The sequence below is a fragment of the Ornithinimicrobium sp. INDO-MA30-4 genome (assembly GCF_021535045.1).
Classification (GTDB): Bacteria; Actinomycetota; Actinomycetes; order Actinomycetales; family Dermatophilaceae; genus Ornithinicoccus.
On sequence record NZ_CP091056.1, the window covers coordinates 2,607,818 to 2,627,188 of the forward strand.

Genomic DNA, 19,371 nt, shown 5'->3' on the forward strand with positions numbered 1-19,371 from the left:
CGGCGCGGGCATTGCTTCGGCGCACAGCCTAGCCAACTCTTCATACGCGGCCAGGCCCATTAACTCTACGAGCTCGTCCCGCAATGACAGGTACACCGGATCCGCCCCGGTGTGAGCACCCGGTTGCCCCGTGCAATACCAATCAAGCTCGTGTCCCCGGGCCCCCAGCCGCGACGGTCATATTCACCAATGCTGATCTCCAGGTATGACGTGTCGTCGGGCAACTCCACGGTGCGGTAGGTCCGTCGGATCGGCAACTGCCAACAGACGTCCGGCTTCATCGTCAGTGGCGGCACATCTGCCCGCATCGCCACCTGGTGAAGAGCGCAGCCAGCGCCCTGAGCAAAGCCGGGCCGGTTGAGAAAGATGCAGGCCCCGTCAACGACTTTCGTCGAGGCGTCATCTCCATCCACATCGAGCCAGAAGCCGTCTCGGCCCGAATCGTGCAACTGCCACTCATCAGGCCCTAAGCCCTCGACAACGCTGCTGACACGATCGATGTCGTCCTGATCGGTGAAATGCGCGCCCAGGGTGCAGCAGCCATCGTCAGGGCGCTCGTCGTAGATGCCGGGACACCCTTGGCCAAAAATGCAGTTGTAGTAAGAGGTCAGCCACGTGAGGTCACATCTCAGGCGCTGGTCGGAGTCAGCGGGATCCTCAAACTCAACCCACCAGCGGGGTGCGTTGAGGTCGACTTCGGGGGCAAAGTCAGCACTGGGCATATCAACAGCCTAAGCGGCTAGCCTGGGCCACATGGCAAACCGGGATATCCCCATCCACCTGTCCACGTCCGCGGTCTATCCGAACAACGCCGCATACGGCTTCGAGTTGGCGCAACGGCTTGGCTACGACGGCGTTGAGATCATGGTGTGGACCGATCCGGTGACCCAAGAGGCCGGCGTTCTTAAGAATCTCTGTGAACTCCACGAGTTAACGATTGGTGCCATCCATGCGCCGACGTTGTTGTTGGCACAGCGACTTTGGGGCTGGGACCCGTGGGGCAAGATCGACCGTTCGATCGAGTTAGCCCACGAGGTTGGTGCCGGCTGTGTCGTCTTGCATCCGCCCTTTCGGTGGCAGCGCGGCTATGCCGAAGAGTTTGTCGCAGGAGTGGCTCAGCGTGAGGCAGCCACCGGGATGGTGTTGGCTGTGGAGAACATGTTCCCGTGGCGGGCTGCGGGTCGTGAGATGCAGGCCTACCTGCCTGACCACGACCCAACAAGCCAGGACTACGCACATATGACCCTGGATATCTCGCACGCGGCAACTGCAGGCACTGATTCCATTGACCTGTTGAACCGCATTGGCGACCGGCTATCGCACATTCACCTAGGCGATTCGTTCGGCAGTTTCAAAGACGAGCACTTGGTGCCCGGTCGCGGATCACAGCCCTGTGCCGAGGTGCTCGAGCAACTTGTTGCCAACGACTTCGGTGGCATCGTTACCCTTGAAGTCGGCACTCGAACCGTGGGGCGCAAGCAGCGAGAGATCGATTTAGCCGAGTCGCTCGCGTTCGCCCGAGCGCACCTGGGTCGGGTTGACGCGTCAGCGTAGGGGTGAAATACACCCGACGGGGGACCGGGGTGCAAACAGAGCGCTATAGGCCGTAATCTGTGCCAATGGACCTCGGTGTACTAGACCCAGCGAACTTGATGCGGCAGGGCCTTTTCGTGGCGGCCCGTAACGATCAGTTGCGGACGGTGGTTGAGCAAGCTCCCATCAGCCGCGATGTCGTCAAGCGCTTTGTGGCTGGTGAAGCTAACGAAGACGTGGTGAAGGTGACGGGCGAGTTGCTCGACTCAGGTCGCCTCGCCACTATCGACTTTTGGGCGAGGACACCCTCGACATCGAGATGGCGCGGCATACCCGAGACAGTTATCTGGAGCTGCTGTCCCAACTGTCCGCTGACGGTCAGGCGGCCAACGGTCGCGCCGAGGTGTCTCTCAAGCTCAGTGCGCTGGGGCAGGCCCTTGGTGACGATGGCTATCAAATGTCGCTGGACTTTGCTCGGGAGATTTGTGAGGCGGCGCAAGCGGCCGGCACCACCGTGACCCTCGACATGGAGGACTACACCACCACCGATGCCACCCTGTCGGCGCTGCGCGAACTGCGCGAGACCTATCCCTGGGTCGGTGCCGTCATCCAGAGTTATCTCTACCGCAGCGAAGAGGACTGCCGTGCCTTGGCATCCGAAGGTAGCCGTGTGCGTCTCTGCAAGGGTGCCTACAAGCAGCCTGAGTCGGTCGCTTACCAGGACAAGGCTGAGGTCGATAAGTCTTACGTGCGCTGCCTCAAGGTGCTGATGGAGGGCGAGGGCTATCCAATGGTGGCAACCCACGACCCCGCATGGTGGAGATCGCCGGCGTGCTGGCCGATCGCAACGGACGCGACGCCGACTCCTTCGAATACCAAATGCTGCTGGGTATCCGGCCCGATGAGCAGGTTCGATTAGCCAACACCGGCGCGAAGGTCCGGGTCTACACCCCTACGGCGAAGAGTGGTACGGCTACCTCGTCCGCCGGATGGCCGAGCGTCCAGCCAACATGGCCTTCTTCCTGCGCGCGCTCGCGACCAAGGGCTAGTTGATGCGTATTGCTGTCCTTGGCGTTGGTGTCATGGGAGCGACTCTGCTGTCCGCCTTGATCCGTGCTGGTCAAGACCCTGCCGATGTGGCGGTCAGTGACAAGATGGCGGCTCGCACCGCCGAAGTCGCGACCGAGTTTGGCGTGACTGGGACAACTCCCGACCAGGCAGTCCTAGACGCAGATATCGTCATCATCGCGGTTAAACCCCAGGATATGCCCGGCTTGCTGGCCCAATGCCACGCAAACGTGTCGAGCGATGCCCTCGTGCTCTCCATCGCAGCCGGAATCAGCACTGATTACCTCGAGGACAGGTTGCCTGCTGGCACCTCGGTGGTTCGGGTCATGCCCAACACTCCAGCACTCGTTGACCAGGCAATGTCGGCGCTGGCTTCGGGGCAACACTGCACCGAGGAGCATATGACACAGGCCGAAGATCTGCTTGCCACGGTGGGCAAGGTGGTGGTGCTGGATGAGGGCCACATGGACGCGGTGACGGCCATCAGTGGCAGCGGTCCCGCCTACATTTTTATGTGGTCGAGGCGATGATCGAAGCAGGGGTCCTGCTCGGGTTGCCTCGGGCGACGGCAACGGAGCTGTCAGTGCAGACCTTGTTTGGCGCCGCGACCATGTTGCGCGAGACCGGCCAGCACCCAACAGTGTTGCGGGAGCAAGTTTCTTCCCCGGAGGCACGAGCGTCGCGGCGCTGCGCCAACTGGAGGATCACAAGGTTCGAGCCGCTTTTATGTCGGCGATGGAGGCCGCGGCCAAACGCTCAGCGGAACTATCCTCCGGTAGTTTGTCCTAGCCAAATCACCAAAAGTTCACCCGCCAAAGGGGTAACACCAAGACAGTATGTGGGAGAGTAACCGTTATGACTGAAATCACTGTGCGCCGGTTGACCGAAGAGGACTGGGCTGAATACCGCGCCCTTCGCCTGCGATCTTTGAGTGAATCTCCGGAAGCATTCGTGGCCTCTGCCGAGGAAGAAGAGGACTACCCCGAAGAGCGTTGGCGTGGTCGGATGACCAGGTCACAGCGCCTGCTGGCATCGACTGAGTCTGAAGCGGTAGGGGTCGCATCAATCGGCACTGAGAACACTGCAGAAGACCACATCGGTGAACTCTTCGGTCTGTGGGTGAGCCCGTCTGCCCGCGGCACCGGTGTTGCCCGCCGACTCCTGGAGGCCGCGGCCAACGCAGCCCGCGAGGACAACCTGACCCACTTGGCCTACTGGGTAGGCACCGACAATGGCCGGGCAGTGGCTTTCGCTAGCAGCTTCGGTTTCCGACCCACCGATAACCGTCGCCCGATGGAAATCCGCGGCGCAGACGTCGACGACGAGGACGCCGAAGAGATGGCCATGGTCCTGCCTCTGGGCTCCTCGTCGGGCAATATCCCCACCAGCCTCTAGGGGCCAGTGGGGAGGGCTGGTCGCTTAGGGGCGGCCAGCCAACTGTTCAATGTGTTTGCTGGGGCCAGACACAATCATGATGTGGTGCTGTCCAACCTTGGTCTCGGGGACAGCGTGGGTGAAATCTTCACCGGGGGCTTTGACGCCAACAACAGTGACGCCGTACTTCTTGCGAATGTCGGTCTCGCCCAAGGTGAAGCCGATCATCTCCTGCGGCGGGCGCATTTTGACGATGGCATAACCATCCTCAAACTCGATGTAGCCCTCCATCTTGTCGTTCACCAGGTGGGCTACCCGGCCACCGGCTTCAGCTTCGGGGAAAACGACGTGGTGCACGCCGATGCGCTCCAGCAGCCGAGCGTGCTCCACACTGACGGCCTTGGCCCAGATGGCCGGCACGCCAGCGTCGACGAGGTTGCCAGCGGTCAGCAGCGAGCCCTCAATGTTGGTGCCGATCCCCACCACGGCAACTCGGAAGTCCTGTGGCTTGGCTTTGCGCAACTCTTCGGGGTCGGTGGAGTCCAAGACCTGCACCCGGACTAGCTTGCGGGAGTAGCGCTCGGCGACTTCACCGTTGCTCTCTGCCGCGTGGACTCGGTAGCCAAGACGATCCATCTCCAGGGCGGCGGCCGCGCCAATCGACCCAAGCCAATGACCAAAATGTCTTCGTCAAACAGCCTATGCCTGCTCATTGATGCCTCCTGGTAGCGCCGATGTGTCTCATGCCGATTTCTATTCGCTAGCGTAGGTGCCATGATCCACACCAAAGTCGTCTGGGACCAGGGTTTCACGGCCTACGACTTTGGCCCTGGGCACCCAATGCACCCACTTCGATTAGACCTCACTGCGGCGCTTTGCGAAGAGTTGGGACTATTTGGGGCCGAGGGGGTTTCAGTCAGCCCACCGGATCCGGTCACGGACAAACACCTCAGTTCGGTGCATACTCGAGCCTTGATCGACACCGTGCAGCGGTTTTCCGCCGACCCATATAGCGGCCGGGCGCGCAATGGCATCGGCGATGAGGAAACACCTGCTTTCGCCGGTATGCATGAAGCTAGCTCGCTGCAGGTGGGTGGCACTCTCGCAGCGGTGCGCTCAGTGTGGACCGGGGCTACCGAGCACGCCGTGAACTTCGCGGGTGGGCTGCACCACGCAATGGCCGACCGATCGGGTGGCTTCTGTGTTTACAACGACATCGCCGTCGGCATCCAGTGGCTGCTGGACCAGGGCGCAAAGCGTGTCCTCTATCTGGATCTCGATGTCCATCATGGCGATGGCGTTGAATCGATCTTTGGAACGACCCCGGGTGATGACGATTTCGTTGCACGAAACAGGGGCGGCGCTTTATCCCGGAAGCGGCTTCCCAGGGGACACAGGTGGCCGCAAGGCGCCCGATACTGCGGTCAACGTCGCCCTGCCTTCGCATACTGGCGATGCTGGCTGGTTGCGTGCCTTCCAAGCCGTGGTCCCAGCAATGGTGGCGGCCTTTGAGCCCGAGATCATCGTGAGCCAACATGGTTGCGATTCGCACTTTGCCGACCCGCTGGCCACCCTCTCGCTCTCTATTGATGGCATGAAGCAGGCCTATGAGTGGGTCGATGCGCTGGCTCATGAGCACACGGGCGGAAAGTGGGTCGCGCTTGGGGGTGGAGGCTATGAGGTCGTGCAGGTTGTGCCGCGGGCGTGGACACACGGTTGCTATCGCGGCCCATCAGCCCATTGATCTGCAAGCACCCACGCCGCCGGAATGGCAGCGGCATGTGCGCGAGACGCTTTCTGTCGAGCCGCCCGCCCTCATGGGCGACCTAGGCGGGGTCACGATTGACTTTGGTGACTGGGCCCAGGGTATAACCCCGAAGACGGCGTGGACTCCGCCGTGATGGCAACACGCAAGGCAGTCTTTCCGGGGTGGGGGCTCGACCCGTTCTTCGACTAGCCAAATGGCACTTCTGTGATTCGTCGCACATTTAGACTGCGCCTGCGTGTCGCGATGGACAACATGAAGATTGGACTTTCCCAATAGCCACGTTTGCCTCTATGGTTACGGGGCACGCAGGAATTGCTGAATTCGTGGTGCCACGACAGTGGCCCAGAACAACAAGACGGGAACCGTCCATGGCTGAGGACCGCCAAGTGGCAGAGATGAACTTCATGACAGTGGCCGAAGTGGCCGCTTTGATGCGCGTCTCCAAGATGACGGTGTACCGCTTGGTGCACAACAATGAGTTGCCCGCCGTGCGTGTGGGGCGCTCATTTCGCGTCCCCCGCCAAGCTGTTGACGACTACCTCAACGAGTCGTACCACGGCACTGCCTGAGTGAAGCCTCGCCGCCTGCGCTAACGCTGCATTTGAGGCAGCACCAGCCGGACAGGTAAGGTGAGCCGACTTATCCCGCTGGGGCACGGACATACGTGTCGTGCCTGTGCGGGTCGACCAGCACCAAGTGTCGCCGTCGCGCGATGCACCTCGAGACGAAAGCCACGGTTCACACATGGGTTCTGTGATCAAGAAGCGCCGCAAGCGGATGGCAAAGAAGAAGCACCGCAAACTGCTGCGCAAGACGCGTCACCAGCGTCGCAACAAGAAGTAACTCGGCTCTACCACTAGGGACCGATGTTTAGACACGTACGGCGCCGCCCTTCACCGGGTTCGGCGCCGTTTGTGCGTCCACATGATGCGGAAGAAGCCTTTCCGCGCAAGGATCTGATTGCCGATTCTGGCAAGCCGATCCGTGTGTCGATGCTCGGCCGGCCTGGTTGTCACTTGTGCGATCGAGTGCGCACGGGCCTGGAGCAGGTCACGGCCCAAACTGCGGAGCTCTTCATCGAAGCCAGCATCGATGACCATCCTGACCTGCTCAGCAGGTATGGGGAGTGGATTCCCGTGATTTTCCTTGACGGGCAGCAGTTCGACTACTACCAACTCGACGTCCCCAGGCTGGTTGAAGCTTTAACCAAACGGTGATTTCGACTTTGTGCTTTTCTTCACAAGGTCTACTCTGGAGGTTACGGAGTTCGCCTCAAGGTCTGCATCTGCAGGCCAGTTCGTGAAGGGATCGGTGCCGATGTTGCCTCAGTCCAACAAGCGCGTCGTGCCTGGAGCCACTGTGGGCCGACTCCCGGAATACCTTCAGGCTCTGACCGAGTTGAGCGAGGCAGGCAGCCGTCGGGTCGCCTCCGAAGAATTGGCCAGCGTGACCGGCGTCCGTTCGGCCCAACTGCGCAAAGACCTTTCCTACCTGGGCACGTATGGCGTTCGCGGGGTCGGGTATGACGTGTCTCAGTTGATTGATGAGATCACCGCCGAGTTGGGGCTGACCCAAGACTGGCCAGTCATCATCGTCGGGATGGGCAATATGGGCCGTGCGCTCGCTGCCTACGGTGGCTTTGGTCAGCGTGGCTTTCGCATCGTGGCTCTCGCCGATGACGATCCGAGCATTGTTGGGGATAGCGTTCAGGGGCTTCCGGTTTGCCGGCTCGCCGATTCGCTCGCGGCCAATGAGCGGCTAGCGATCGGTGTCATCACCACGCCAGCCGACCAGGCTCAGCAGATTGCTGATCGGCTCGTCGAGCACGGCGTGCACAGCATCCTCAATTTTGCTGCCATTGCCTTGCGAGTCCCAAGCACCGTGGACGTTCGTCGCGTTGACTTGTCGACCGAGCTGCAGATTTTGGCGTTTCACGCCCAGCGGCGCGATGTGGCCAAGGGGAGGAGGAGTCGGATGACCGTCCTGATTGTCGGAGTTTCGCATCACAGCGCCCCCATTGCGTTGCTTGAAAGCATGGCGCTAGGCCCGTTGGCGGCTGCCGACCTATCGGCTCGCCTCATGCAGAGCGGCGCCATCACCGAATCCCTCGTGGTGGCCACCTGCAACCGGGTAGAGATGGTGATGGAGGTTGAGACCTTCCACGGCGCACTGCGCGATGCTGGTGCTGCGCTGGCCGTGACGACTGGCGTTGACCTCGATGAACTAAGCAATCACCTCTACGTCCACTACGACGATCGTGCGGTCTGCCACCTTTTTCGCTAGCTTGTGGCCTTGACTCAATGGCCGTGGGGGAGAGCCAGATCCTCGGTCAGTTGCGCGAGTCGCTGGCTGCCGGGCAGCGCAATGGCCAAGTTGGCCCAGCCCTGAACCGTCTGGTCCAGCAGGCGCTTCGCGTTGGCAAGCGCGCCCACACGGAAACTGATATCGACATGGTTGCTCGCTCTCTGGTGGCGTTGGGGCTTGAGCAGGCTCAACAAGTGATGCCCGCGATGGCTGGCGCCAATGTCGTCGTGATCGGGGCCGGTGCGATGTCCGGATTGGCCGCCGCGACGGTTTCCCGGGCGCAGGCAGGGTCATTACACATCGTCAATCGCACCGCCGAGCGTGGTGAGCGGCTAGCCGCCGCCAACGGCGGCACAGCGCACCTCTGGGACGAGCTCGAGACGGTGCTGTCGGAGGCCGACCTGGTCATTACCTGCACCGGATCCCTTGGCCACGTGTTGACTGCCGAGGCGATGTTGGCGGCTCGTGGGCGACGCAGCCAAGCGACAGCGGTGCTCGATCTAGCCATGCCGCGCGACGTGGCACCCGAAGTGGCTGCGCTGCCCGGCGTTTCCGTCTGGGGGCTTGCCGACTTGCAGGTCGTCGCACAGCAGGGCGATGAGTCGGATGCCGTCGAGCAGGTCCGTGACCTGGTGACCAGCGAAGTCGCCGTGTATCTAACGCACCGCCGTGCTCGACGGGTAGGCCCAACGGTCGTTGCCCTGCGGGCTCGAGCTGAGGCCGTCGTTGCCCAAGAGTTGGGCCGGATCGAATCGCGGATGCCGCACCTCAGCGCAGACGAGTTCGACGAAGTGCGAATGGGTATGCAGCGGGTCGTCGACAAGTTGCTGCACACCCCAACCGTGCGGGTGAAAGAGCTAGAAGCGACCGACAGCGTGGGCGACTATGCCCACGCTCTGCGCGACCTCTTTGACCTCGACCCCCACGACGTGGCGGCTGTTTCTACGCCGCCGTTGATCGGACCAGGTGATGACGCATGAGCCCCAACCTTCGGCATACCCCGCCGTTCACTGCGGCGGAGCAAGAGTGCGCACCCGGGGCGGAACACCGTCAGACTCGGATCCTGCGGCTGGGCACTCGGGGCAGCACCTTGGCAACGACCAAGCGGGGCACGTTGCCGATGCGCTCAGGGCGCTGGGCCATGACGTTGAGTTGGTCGAAGTCCGCACTGAGGGCGACGTCAACAGTGCCCCACTGACCCAGATCGGTGGTTCAGGAGTCTTTGCGAGTGCGCTGCGCACAGCATTGCGCGAAGACCACATCGATATTGCGGTGCACTCTTTGAAGGACCTGCCCACTGCACCGGAAGACGGTTTGATGGTGGCAGCGGTGCCGGTCCGAGAGGATCCCCGCGACGTCGTGATTACTCGTGGAGCGCAGTTGGCGGATCTGCCGCAGGGTGCGCTGGTCGGCACCGGGTCGCCAAGGCGGGCGGCTCAATTACAGCTATTGGCGCCGCAAGTGTCTCTTGTCGACATCCGTGGCAACGTCGGGACACGAATTACTAAGGTGCTCTCTGGTGAAGTCGATGCAACCATCCTGGCCGCGGCCGGATTGAACCGACTTGGCCGGATGAGTGAAGCGACCCAGACCTTGGAGTTCACCGAGATGCTGCCAGCACCCGGGCAAGGTGCGCTGGCAGTCGAATGCCGTAGTGACGACGCCGAGGTAGTGGCCGCGTGCACACCACTTAATGACCAGGCGACCTACCAAGCGGTCACTGCCGAGCGCGCGCTCCTTGCGCGCCTAGAGGCCGGCTGCACGGCACCGATTGGTGCCTTGGCACAGCACGGCGAGCACGGTCTCCACCTGGAGGCCTTCCTGGCTCATGACGGCGTTGCCCTACGCGAGGCGATGACCGGGCTTGATCCCAGCGAGTTGGGAAAACAGCTTGCTGACTCTTTGTTGAAGCAACTTCCGACTCCGGTTGACCTAGCGGGCGATCGGACAACAGCAACGGAGCGTGACTCTTGAGCACCCAGATCACTTCCCACAACACTTCGACCCGTGTCGCCTTTGTTGGTGCCGGGCCGGGTGACCCAGGTCTGCTGACCGTGCGCGCCCGCGAATATCTGGCTGCCGCTGATGTGGTCATCCTTGACTCGTATCACCTCGCGGAGCAGATCGAGCCGTTCACCAAGGCCGAGGTCGCGTTCGTAGACGGCGCAGCAACGGGCACCGGCAAACTGATGAACGCGAACTCGCGGTCGAAGTTGCTACTCAAGACGGTCGCGAAATACCCCAACTCTTGCCTTGTTGTTCGCCTGATGGATGGGGACCCCAGCGCCTTCAGCGGTCTCTCGGCTGAGGCGCTCGCGTGCTCGCAGTCCGGTGTGCCTTTCGACATCGTTCCCGGTGTTTCTACCGCTTGGTCGGTCCCGGCGTATGCAGGTGTGCCGCTCAGCGGCAAGGGCATCGGCGAGTTGCACATGATCAATGCCTCCACCGGCAAGGTTGACTGGTCCCGATCGGTGGCTGATGAAGTCACGGTCGTTGTCTTGGGCGGTGCCACCGATCTGGGCCGCGCCGTGCAGGGCCTGTTGGCGGCCGGGCGCAGCGCGGAGACGCCGGTGTCGCTCACCGAACACGGGACGATGATCACCCAACGCACCGACGTCACCACTCTGGGCCAGGCTGCCTCGTTCTTGGAGCGGATGGACCACAACGAGGACTCTGTGCTCGTGGTTGGTGCCCAGGTTGGCCTGCGCGATGAGTTGTCCTGGTATGAGTCCAAGCCGATGTTCGGCTGGCGCGTGCTAGTGCCGCGGACCAAGGATCAGGCCGCCCCCATGGTGGACCAGATCGCCTCGCACGGAGCCACCGCTTCCGTCGTGCCCACCATCAGTGTTGAACCCCGCGCACGCCGACGCAGATGGACAAGGCCATTCGTGGTTTGGTCACGGGTCGGTATGAGTGGGTCGGCTTCACCAGCGTCAACGCCGTTCGCGCGGTGCGTGAAAAGTTTAACGAGTGGGGTTGGACGCTCGCTCGTTCTCTGGACTAAAGATCGCTGCGGTCGGCGGTGTGACCGAGAACGCCCTGAACGATTGGGGACTGAACGCCGACTTGGTGCCTGAGGCTGAGCAGTCAGCGAAGGGACTGCTCGAAGAGTGGCCCGAATACGACGAGGTGCTGGACCCGATTAACCGGGTGTTCTTGCCTCGGGCGGATATCGCCACCGAAACGCTCACGGCAGGGCTGCAAGAGTTGGGCTGGGAAGTTGACGATGTGACGGCCTACCGCACGGTGCGCGCTTCGCCGCCCCCGGCGCCGATCCGCGAGGCCATCAAGGCTGGCGACTTTGATGCGGTCTGCTTTACCTCTTCTTCCACCGTGCGCAATCTGGTGGGTATTGCTGGCAAACCGCACAACACGACGGTCGTCGCGTGCATCGGGCCGGCAACGGCCAAGACGGCAGAAGAGCACGGTCTGCGGGTCGATGTCATCGCCCCAGAGCCATCGTCTGCATCTTTGGTGAATGCTCTAGCCAACTATGGCCTGGAGTTGGCCGCCGCAGCGAGTGCAACGGGCGAGCGTCCGTTGCGCCCGAGCCAACGACGCACCACTCGTGGCCGCAAAGCAAGCCAGGAACGTGCATGAGTCTGGTCTTGCCAGGCGAGCGGCCGCGACGGCTCCGCTCGACGTCTGCGATCCGGCGCCTGGTGCGCGAAAATCGGCTGCACCCTGCTGATCTCATCTTGCCGGTCTTTGTCCGCGAGGGCATCGAAGAGGACGTCGACATCTCGTCGATGCCAGGAGTTGTGCAGCACACTCGAGCCTCGTTGCTCGAGGCTGCCCGCGAAGCGCTCGCTCTCGGCGTTGGCGGCCTGATGGTCTTTGGCGTCCCAGAGCATCGGGACGCGATTGGCTCAGGAGCCACTGACCCAAACGGCATTCTCAATCTCGCACTTGCTGATCTGCGTGCAGAGTTTGGCGAAAGTCTCGTGTTGATGGCTGACCTTTGCCTCGATGAGTTCACGGATCATGGTCACTGCGGAGTTCTCACGGCAACCGGAACGGTTGACAACGATGCGACTTTGCAACGGTATGCGCAGATGGCTGTTGCGCAGGCCGAGGCTGGAGCGCACGTCGTGGGGCCCTCGGGAATGATGGACGGCCAGGTCGCCGTGATCCGCGCGGCCCTGGACGAAGCGGGCCACACCGACGTGGTGATTTTGGCCTACACAGCCAAGTACGCCTCCGCCTACTACGGCCCCTTCCGCGAGGCCGTGGGCTCCACATTGCAAGGCAACCGTGCGACATACCAGCAAGATCCGGCCAACCGGCGCGAGTCAGCCCGAGAGCTGCGACTCGACCTAGAGCAAGGCGCCGATCTAGTGATGGTCAAGCCGGCCGGGCCCTACTTAGACGTGCTCAGCGATGTGGCTCACCACAGCGATGTACCGGTCGCGGCCTATCAAGTTTCTGGCGAGTATGCCCAAATCGAGGCCGCAGCTCAATTGGGATGGCTAGACCGCAAGCGCACTGTGCTGGAATCCTTACAGTCTATAAAGCGCGCCGGTGCCGACGTCATCCTGACGTACTACGCCGCCGACGTGGCCCGCTGGATAGAGGACAGTGAATCCCCGTGAATGATTCAACCGCGTCACACGACCTTGAGGCGATGGCTTCGGGCTCAAAATCAGAACCCCACGACCCGCAGTGGCTGAGCACCGAACAACAGGATGCTTGGCGCGCCTGGCTGCGGGGGAGTTCCCTGCTCTTTGATGCTCTGGACTGCGCCCTGGCCGAGCACGGTCACCGCATGGGCGAGTACGAAATCATGTCAATGCTCTCCGAGGCGCCCGGCACCCGGCTGCGGATGTCATCGCTCGCCGATCGGGTCGTGCAGTCTCGTAGCCGGTTGACGCATACCGCAAAGCGACTGGAGTCCGCTGGCCTGGTGACCCGCCGACGCATCCGGGAGGACGGCCGCGGGATTGAGTTGCATCTCACCCCGGCTGGGCTGAGCACGCTTGAGCGGATGGCCCCGTTGCACGTCGAGAGTGTGCGCAAGGGCTTTACCGATTTGATGACTGATGAAGAGGCGCAGGTCGTGGCCGATGTGATGCGTCGAGTCATTCTAGCCAACCGCACCTCTGACTTGCAGGGTATTGATGGCCTGGGTGAGGCCAGCCCTGACGACAACGATCCGAAAGGCACCACCAACACTGATGGTTAACGCTGATACGACCACCGCAGCCCGATCTGTTGAGTTGCTCGCCGAAGCAAAACGCGTCATCCCTGGTGGTGTGAACTCGCCGGTGCGGGCCTTTCGATCGGTGGGTGGAACCCCCGCTTCATCGCCAAGGCGTCTGGGCCATGGCTGGAGGATGTGGACGGCAATCGCTATGCCGACTTGATGTGCTCCTGGGGGCCGATGATCTTGGGTCACGCTCACCCTGCGGTCCTAGATGCGGTGACCACAGCAGCCTCTGAGGGTTTTAGCTTTGGCACGCCAACGGAGCGCGAAGTGCGGTTGGCCGAAGAAATCGTTGCCCGAGTTGAGCCGGTCGAAGCAGTTCGCCTCGTCAACTCCGGCACCGAAGCCACGATGAGCGCTGTCCGGGTCGCTCGCGGCTTCACTGGCCGCTCGGTCATCGTGAAATTTGCCGGGTGCTATCACGGCCATGTCGACGCTTTGCTGGCTGCAGCAGGCTCGGGTGTCGCAACATTTGCCCTGCCTGATTCGCCCGGTGTGCCGCCATCGAGCGCCGCCGAGACCATTGTTTTGCCCTTCAACGACCTGGCAGCAGTCGAAGAGGCTTTTGCTGCTCGCGGCGAGGAGATTGCCGCGGTGATCACCGAAGCCTCTCCAGGCAACATGGGCGTTGTGCCACCGGCCTCGGGCTTCACCGAAGGATTGCGCCGGATCACGGCTGAGCATGGCGCGCTCCTCATCTCTGATGAGGTGATGACCGGATTCCGATGCAGCGCCGCAGGTTGGTATGGGCTGGAGGGCGAGCCAGCCAGTGGCGCACCTGACCTCTTTACCTTTGGCAAAGTCATGGGCGGAGGTTTCCCCACGGCAGCGTTCGGCGGTCGTCGCGACGTGATGGACATGCTGGCGCCCGACGGCCCGGTCTATCAGGCCGGCACCTTGTCGGGTAACCCGGTGGCTTCGGCTGCCGGTCTGGCAACGCTGCAGCAATGCACGCCAGAGGTCTACGAACGCCTGCTCGCGGTCGCTGAGACCTTGCAAGCCGCGGTGACCGAGGCTTTCACCAAGCACGGCATCCCACACCGCATCCAGACTGCTGGCTCGATGTTCAGCGTCTTTTTTGCCGAGCACGAAGTGACCAACTTCGAGGAAGCAAAGCCCAGGACTCTGCCCTGTACGGTCGTTTCTTCCACGCCATGCTGCAACGGGGTGTGCACCTGCCGCCGAGTTGCTTTGAGTCGTGGTTTGTCAGTGCCTCGCACGACGACGAAGTTGTAGCCCACATCGTCGATGCCATCCATGGCGCCGCGTCAGACATCACTCAGGTTGAATTGGCAGGATCTCGCCCATGACGACCTCAGCCGAGACCGTGATCCACGTGGTTCGCCACGGCGAAGTCTTCAACCCTGACCGGGTCTTGTATGGCCGCCTGCCTGACTTCCACCTGTCCGAGTTGGGCCGCGAGATGGCCGAGTTGACCGCGGACTACTTGGCCGATCGCGATGTTGCGGCGGTCATCAGTTCGCCCTTGAGCGGGCTCAGGAGACAGCGATGCCGATCGCTGCCCGTCACGGTCTGCCGCTGCGGATCGACCGCCGCATCATCGAGTCAGAGAATCAGTTTGAGGGCGTCCGGGTCGGGGGTAAGGAAGGCGCTATTCGCTCGCCGAAGAACTGGCGCCTGCTGGTCAATCCCATGCGCCCGAGTTGGGGTGAGCCGTATTCGGAGATCGCCACGCGAATGATGGCGGCTCTGGACTCGGCGCGGCTGCTGGCCGCTGGTCACGAAGCGGTCATGGTCTCGCACCAACTGCCCGTGTGGACGTTGCGCCGACACCTTGAAGGCAAGCGACTGTGGCACGACCCGAGACAGCGCGAATGCACCCTGGCCTCTGTCACCTCGGTTCGCTACCGCGGTGACGAAATCGTCGACCTGACCTATGCCGAGCCAGCCGGAGCATTGCTGCCGATGGCCCAGCCCGGGGCAGGGGCATGAAAAGGCAGGCCCTTCGAAAAGCTGCTGGGCTAGCTACTGCAGCCCTCCTGCTGACGGCTTGCTCGGACGGCAACACCATCGCGGAACAGGCGCAGTCTGGTGACAACAAGGGCTATATCGCCGGGGACGGTGCCGTCGAGTTTGTCGCCGCCGCTGACCGCGAGACTGTCCTCGAGATCGATGGCATGACCCTTGAGGGCGAGCCGTGGAGTTCGGTGGATGCCCGTGGTGATGTTTTGGTCGTCAATGTGTGGGGTTCTTGGTGTGGCCCCTGCATTGACGAAGCCCCAGATTTGGAGCAGGTCTACACCGAGTTCACCGAAGCTGGCGAACCGGTCGACTTTATTGGGGTTAATGCCCGGGACAGCGTGCCGAGCGCCCTAGCCTTCAAGAAGCCAAGAATATTTCCTATCCCTCGCTGGAAGACGACGGCGGGGCAACCCTGCTGGACTTGGAAGGCCTTGCCAACGCTCGACCCAGCACCCTGGTCCTTGACCAAGAGGGCAGGTCGCGGCCCGCGTGCTCGGTCAGATCGATGCCGCCACGCTGCGCGGCCTCGTTGAGGACGTGCTCGCGGAATCGTGACTGATCTGGTCCTCAGCGGTTCGCTCTTGGCGGCACTGGCTATCGCTGCACTAGCGGGTCTGGTGTCGTTCGCGTCGCCGTGCGTGCTTCCCCTGGTGCCTGGCTACTTGGGCTACATCACCGGTATGTCGGTGAATGGCGACGAGAGCGCGGGCAAGGGCAGGCTCGTGGCCGGGGCGGCGCTTTTCGTCGCTGGCTTCAGCGTTGTCTTTATCCTGCTCAGCGTCGTGCTGTCGTCCTTTGGGCTGCTGTTAGCGGAAAACCAGACCTTGCTGCTACAGAGCGGGGGAGTAGCTGTCATCGCTTTTGGCGTGGTCATGCTCTTGCCCAACTTTTCGGGGTGGCAGCCGCGGTGGCGGCCTTCGGCCGGCTTGGCAGGAGCGCCGTTGCTTGGCGTCGTCTTTGGCCTTGGATTTAGCGCCTGCACCGGCCCCACGCTGGCGGCGATCCAGACCCTCGGCTCATCGCTTAACCCTGGGGACGGGGTCGTTGCGCGTGCGGTCATTTTGGCCGTTGCCTATTGCATCGGTCTTGGCTTGCCCTTCCTGCTGGTCGCTGCTGGAGCAGGGTGGGCGACCTCCGCCTCACGGTGGCTGCGCGATCGGCACCAGGGGATCCAAACGCTCTCGGGGGTTCTGCTGATTGCCCTGGGCCTCCTAATGGTCTTCGGTGTGGGGCGAGCTCACCGCATGGATCCAAACTAACTTGACCAGTTCTTTTAGCACGGTGGTGTGATGAGTAAGAAGGCTCAGGGCGACAAACAGGCAGCGCAGCCCTCGCTCGGCATTGTCGGCTGGGCCCGCTGGATCTGGCGTCAACTGACCAGTATGCGCGTCGCGCTCATGCTGCTTTTGCTGCTCGCCGTCGCTGCCATCCCTGGGTCCGTCTGGCCACAGCGCCCTGTCAGCCCAGAGCTAGTGCGCAACTACTTGCGTGAAAACCCGACCCTGGGGCCCTGGCTGGATCGCCTCGGCATCTTCGATGTGTATGCCTCGCCCTGGTTCGCGGCCATCTACCTGTTGCTGATGATCTCGCTCGTCGGTTGTCTGATCCCGCGGATCAAAGTGCACTTCGGGGCCCTGAAAGAACAACCTCCCAAAGCGCCTCAGCGGTTGGGCCGCCTAGCTGCCCATCACGAGGTGGTCGTGGCAGCGCCGCGTGAGGACGTGCTGGCCGCAGCCCGGTCGGTATTGAAGCGCCGTGGATATCGGCTGCGCGCAGAGGAGCCCGATGCAGATGGCGTCGTGCGTGATGTCGCTGCTGAGGGTGGCTTCCTGAAAGAGACTGGCAACATCGTCTTCCACTTCTCGCTGTTGGGCATCATCGTCGCCGTCGCAGTAGGCCACCTCTTTGGCTGGCGCGGCGAGGCCATCATTGTCGAGGGGCAACGATTCACCAGCAGCGTTGGCGCCTATGACACCCTCCAGCCCGGCCCGTGGGCCGACGTGGATGGTTCGGGCAACTGGACGTTGACGTTGGACGACCTCGACGTCGAGTTTGAAACCGAAGCCACCGGCGTCCAGTTTGGTGCCCCGCGCCTCTTTGACGCCCAAGTCAGCATCGCGTCGTCCCCAGATGATGAGCCGACGAAGGAGAGCCTGTCGGTCAACAACCCGGTCTCTCTGGACGGAGCTTCGGTCTACCTGTTGGGCAATGGCTACGCGCCGATCATCACGGTGCGCGATGCCGAGGGCAATGTGACCTATTCCGACGCGGTCCGTTCCTCACTCAGGACGACAACTACACCTCCACCGGGGCAGTCAAAGTCTCCGGCGCCGACCCCGAGCTTGGCCTCTACGGCGCTTTCTTGCCAACCGTGGAGATCGACCCCGAGTTTGGCCCCACGAGCACCTTCCCGGCCTGGTTGACCCCGCGCTAGCCCTTGGTGTCTATCAGGGAGAGCTGTTTCCGGCAGGCGAGCCACAGTCGGTCTACGCCCTCGACATCTCCGGAATGGACGCGGTGCAAGATGGCGACGGCAATCAAGTCCAGTTCCTGATGAGCCCCGGCGAACAGGTTGACCTGCCGGACGAGTTGGGCAGTATTGCCTTTGAAGGTGTCGCGCGTTGGGGCGGCGTCGTGGCTCGCCACGACCGGGCCGGATCTGGGTGCTGGCCTTTTCCATCACCACGATGCTGGGGCTGATCGCCATGCTGTCGATCCGGCGGCGGCGCATCTACGTCAGACTCGCCCCCGAGGACGAAACAGACCAGGCGCATACTGGAATGACTGTTGCAGGGTTGGTGAAGGGCACCGATCCGACACTGACTGAGTTCACCGAACGGATCGCCGCCGAGATTGCCGACAAGGCTGGCGCACCACTGGCACAGAAGGACAACTGATGAGAAACGAGACTTTGGCCGCTGCCTCTGACATTGGCATCTGGGCGACCATGGCCGTTCTGGCGCTTGCGATGGTGTCGTTCACCATGTACCTCGCGTTCTCGGCGTCGGCCGACAGGCCGAAGAGCCAAGAGAAGCAGGCCGTGGCTGCTGGGCGCAGCGGCACTGGCGACACCGGCAGCGTGACAACGATCGTCGCACCACCGGCCACCTCCCCAGAGAAGGGGCGGCGTTGGGGAGTGATCGGCCTGCAACTCACACTGCTGGCCACCTTCTTGCTCGTCGCATCAGTCGCGCTGCGAGGGCTCTCGGTCTCTCGGCCCCCGCTAGGCAATATGTATGAGTTTGCGCTGGCAGCCGGGACGTTCGCGTTGGTGATCTATTCGGGCTGGGCGCTTAGGCGTGATCTGCTGTGGTTAGGCCTGTTTGCGACCGCTCCGACGCTGCTGATCTTGGGCGCCGCCCGACTTGCTTGGCATGCCGAAGCGCTGCAGTTGTTGCCCTCGCTGAATAGCGTGTGGCTGATCATCCACGTGACCGTAGCGACCTTGAGCGTGGGTGTCTTCACCATCGGCTTTGCCACTGCGGCCCTCTATCTGATTAAAGAGCGCGCTGAGGACAAGTCTGGTGTCGAGGGAGTCACCGGATGGCTGTCCCGACTGCCAAAGTCGGCTGCCTTGGAGCGGTTGACCTATGGCATCCACATCGTCGGCTTCCCGCTGTGGTCGTTTACGTTGATTGCTGGTGCGATCTGGGCTGAGCAGGCCTGGGGACGCTACTGGGGCTGGGACGCCAAAGAGGTGTGGACCTTCGTGATCTGGGCTGTTTACGCGGCATACCTGCACGCACGGGCCACCGCGGGGTTACTCGCCGCAAGGCGACGTACATCGCGCTGGCTGGCTTTGCCTGCATCATCATCAACTACACCGTGGTCAACCTGGTCTTTGTTGGTCTGCACTCGTACTCGGGGGTCTGATATGTCGATGATCGTTCGCTACAGCGCGATGCGGTTGCTGATCTTTGCGGTCTCGTTTTTGCTTTTCATCTGGATCCTGGGCCCCACGATTTGGGCGCTGGTGTGGGGTGCTTGGTCTCGATGGTGCTGTCTTTCTTTTGCTACAGCACCAGCGCAACGCAGTGGCCGAACAGGTCGACACTGCCGTGCAATCGCGGATGGAGCGTCGCCGCGCGCAGGCCGCCGAGCAGCGCACCGATGAGGATGACGAAGACGACGAGAGCGG

The 19,371-nt window shown here is 62.3% G+C and carries 20 protein-coding genes and 5 pseudogenes; 23 read left to right on the forward strand and 2 right to left on the reverse strand.

The window, feature by feature from the left end:
• Positions 1-65: 65 nt before the first annotated feature.
• Positions 66-722, reverse strand: coding sequence for a hypothetical protein (locus tag L0A91_RS15775; protein WP_311197879.1), 657 nt, complete (start codon positions 720-722; stop codon positions 66-68).
• Between the two features lie 31 nt (positions 723-753).
• Here L0A91_RS15775 and L0A91_RS15780 point away from each other — a divergent pair, with 31 nt between their 5' ends.
• The 5 genes and pseudogenes from L0A91_RS15780 to L0A91_RS15795 all read left to right on the forward strand — a co-directional run bounded on the left by L0A91_RS15780 (position 754) and on the right by L0A91_RS15795 (position 3,996).
• On the forward strand, positions 754-1,554 hold the full coding sequence (locus tag L0A91_RS15780) for a sugar phosphate isomerase/epimerase (RefSeq protein ID WP_235245256.1): 801 nt from the start codon (positions 754-756) through the stop codon (positions 1,552-1,554).
• A gap of 271 nt (positions 1,555-1,825) precedes the next feature.
• Positions 1,826-2,452: a proline dehydrogenase family protein gene (locus L0A91_RS15785; RefSeq protein ID WP_311197880.1), complete on the forward strand. Its 627-nt coding sequence runs from the start codon at positions 1,826-1,828 to the stop codon at positions 2,450-2,452.
• Between the two features lie 133 nt (positions 2,453-2,585).
• The gene (locus L0A91_RS15790) at positions 2,586-3,131 is read left to right on the forward strand and encodes a pyrroline-5-carboxylate reductase (protein WP_311197881.1); all 546 of its coding nucleotides are present in this window, start codon (positions 2,586-2,588) and stop codon (positions 3,129-3,131) included.
• A pseudogene (locus tag L0A91_RS20155) lies at positions 3,128-3,390 on the forward strand (pyrroline-5-carboxylate reductase family protein). The gene L0A91_RS15790 and the pseudogene L0A91_RS20155 overlap by 4 nt, the downstream one beginning before the upstream one ends.
• 66 nt (positions 3,391-3,456) lie before the next feature.
• Positions 3,457-3,996 carry a GNAT family N-acetyltransferase gene (locus tag L0A91_RS15795; RefSeq protein ID WP_220121288.1) on the forward strand — a complete coding sequence of 180 codons (540 nt, stop codon included), beginning with the start codon at positions 3,457-3,459 and terminating at the stop codon, positions 3,994-3,996.
• Positions 3,997-4,020: 24 nt separating this feature from the next.
• Here the strand turns inward: L0A91_RS15795 and L0A91_RS15800 are convergent, their stop codons facing one another.
• A complete protein-coding gene (locus tag L0A91_RS15800) occupies positions 4,021-4,611 on the reverse strand; it encodes a TrkA family potassium uptake protein (RefSeq protein ID WP_311197882.1) in 591 nt (196 codons plus the stop codon).
• A gap of 138 nt (positions 4,612-4,749) precedes the next feature.
• On the opposite strand from L0A91_RS15800, the pseudogene L0A91_RS15805 reads away from it, so the two are divergent.
• The 18 genes and pseudogenes from L0A91_RS15805 (at position 4,750) to ccsA (ending at position 19,347) form a co-directional block, all read left to right on the forward strand.
• Positions 4,750-5,932: pseudogene (locus tag L0A91_RS15805) on the forward strand (acetoin utilization protein AcuC).
• Between the two features lie 179 nt (positions 5,933-6,111).
• Positions 6,112-6,312: a helix-turn-helix domain-containing protein gene (locus L0A91_RS15810; RefSeq protein WP_220121285.1), complete on the forward strand. Its 201-nt coding sequence runs from the start codon at positions 6,112-6,114 to the stop codon at positions 6,310-6,312.
• Between the two features lie 175 nt (positions 6,313-6,487).
• The gene (locus L0A91_RS15815) at positions 6,488-6,586 is read left to right on the forward strand and encodes a 30S ribosomal protein bS22 (RefSeq protein ID WP_003792170.1); all 99 of its coding nucleotides are present in this window, start codon (positions 6,488-6,490) and stop codon (positions 6,584-6,586) included.
• A 71-nt stretch (positions 6,587-6,657) separates the two neighbouring features.
• Positions 6,658-6,960, forward strand: a complete 303-nt coding sequence (locus tag L0A91_RS15820) for a glutaredoxin family protein (protein ID WP_235245258.1) — start codon at positions 6,658-6,660, stop codon at positions 6,958-6,960.
• A gap of 100 nt (positions 6,961-7,060) precedes the next feature.
• Positions 7,061-9,024: pseudogene (locus L0A91_RS19340) on the forward strand (redox-sensing transcriptional repressor Rex); the annotation flags it as partial.
• A gap of 49 nt (positions 9,025-9,073) precedes the next feature.
• The gene (hemC, locus tag L0A91_RS15835) at positions 9,074-10,021 is read left to right on the forward strand and encodes a hydroxymethylbilane synthase (RefSeq protein ID WP_311198178.1); all 948 of its coding nucleotides are present in this window, start codon (positions 9,074-9,076) and stop codon (positions 10,019-10,021) included.
• Positions 10,018-11,124, forward strand: a complete 1,107-nt coding sequence (locus tag L0A91_RS19345; RefSeq protein ID WP_311197883.1) for an SAM-dependent methyltransferase — start codon at positions 10,018-10,020, stop codon at positions 11,122-11,124. Before hemC ends, L0A91_RS19345 begins: the two co-directional genes overlap by 4 nt.
• Positions 11,072-11,647 (forward strand): uroporphyrinogen-III synthase, encoded by a 576-nt coding sequence (locus tag L0A91_RS19350; protein WP_311197884.1) that lies wholly within the window; start codon positions 11,072-11,074, stop codon positions 11,645-11,647. The genes L0A91_RS19345 and L0A91_RS19350 overlap by 53 nt, the downstream gene beginning before the upstream one ends.
• The gene (hemB, locus tag L0A91_RS15845) at positions 11,644-12,639 is read left to right on the forward strand and encodes a porphobilinogen synthase (protein ID WP_235245260.1); all 996 of its coding nucleotides are present in this window, start codon (positions 11,644-11,646) and stop codon (positions 12,637-12,639) included. The genes L0A91_RS19350 and hemB overlap by 4 nt, the downstream gene beginning before the upstream one ends.
• On the forward strand, positions 12,636-13,229 hold the full coding sequence (locus L0A91_RS15850; RefSeq protein WP_235245261.1) for a MarR family winged helix-turn-helix transcriptional regulator: 594 nt from the start codon (positions 12,636-12,638) through the stop codon (positions 13,227-13,229). Before hemB ends, L0A91_RS15850 begins: the two co-directional genes overlap by 4 nt.
• A pseudogene (hemL, locus tag L0A91_RS15855) lies at positions 13,222-14,560 on the forward strand (glutamate-1-semialdehyde 2,1-aminomutase). Before L0A91_RS15850 ends, hemL begins: the two are co-directional and overlap by 8 nt.
• Positions 14,557-15,203, forward strand: a pseudogene (locus tag L0A91_RS15860) (histidine phosphatase family protein). The pseudogenes hemL and L0A91_RS15860 overlap by 4 nt, the downstream one beginning before the upstream one ends.
• Entirely contained in the window at positions 15,200-15,766 is a 567-nt protein-coding gene (locus L0A91_RS15865) for a TlpA disulfide reductase family protein (RefSeq protein ID WP_235245262.1), read from the forward strand. Before L0A91_RS15860 ends, L0A91_RS15865 begins: the two are co-directional and overlap by 4 nt.
• A gap of 18 nt (positions 15,767-15,784) precedes the next feature.
• Positions 15,785-16,492 (forward strand): cytochrome c biogenesis protein CcdA, encoded by a 708-nt coding sequence (locus L0A91_RS15870; protein WP_311197885.1) that lies wholly within the window; start codon positions 15,785-15,787, stop codon positions 16,490-16,492.
• Between the two features lie 30 nt (positions 16,493-16,522).
• Positions 16,523-17,656 carry a cytochrome c biogenesis protein ResB gene (locus L0A91_RS15875; protein ID WP_235245264.1) on the forward strand — a complete coding sequence of 378 codons (1,134 nt, stop codon included), beginning with the start codon at positions 16,523-16,525 and terminating at the stop codon, positions 17,654-17,656.
• An 85-nt stretch (positions 17,657-17,741) separates the two neighbouring features.
• Entirely contained in the window at positions 17,742-17,933 is a 192-nt protein-coding gene (locus L0A91_RS15880; protein WP_235245265.1) for a hypothetical protein, read from the forward strand.
• Positions 17,897-18,130 (forward strand): cytochrome c biogenesis protein ResB, encoded by a 234-nt coding sequence (locus L0A91_RS15885; protein ID WP_235245267.1) that lies wholly within the window; start codon positions 17,897-17,899, stop codon positions 18,128-18,130. Before L0A91_RS15880 ends, L0A91_RS15885 begins: the two co-directional genes overlap by 37 nt.
• Complete coding sequence (ccsA, locus tag L0A91_RS15890) at positions 18,130-19,347, forward strand: cytochrome c biogenesis protein CcsA (protein ID WP_311197886.1); 1,218 nt, start codon at positions 18,130-18,132, stop codon at positions 19,345-19,347. Before L0A91_RS15885 ends, ccsA begins: the two co-directional genes overlap by 1 nt.
• Positions 19,348-19,371 lie beyond the last annotated feature (24 nt).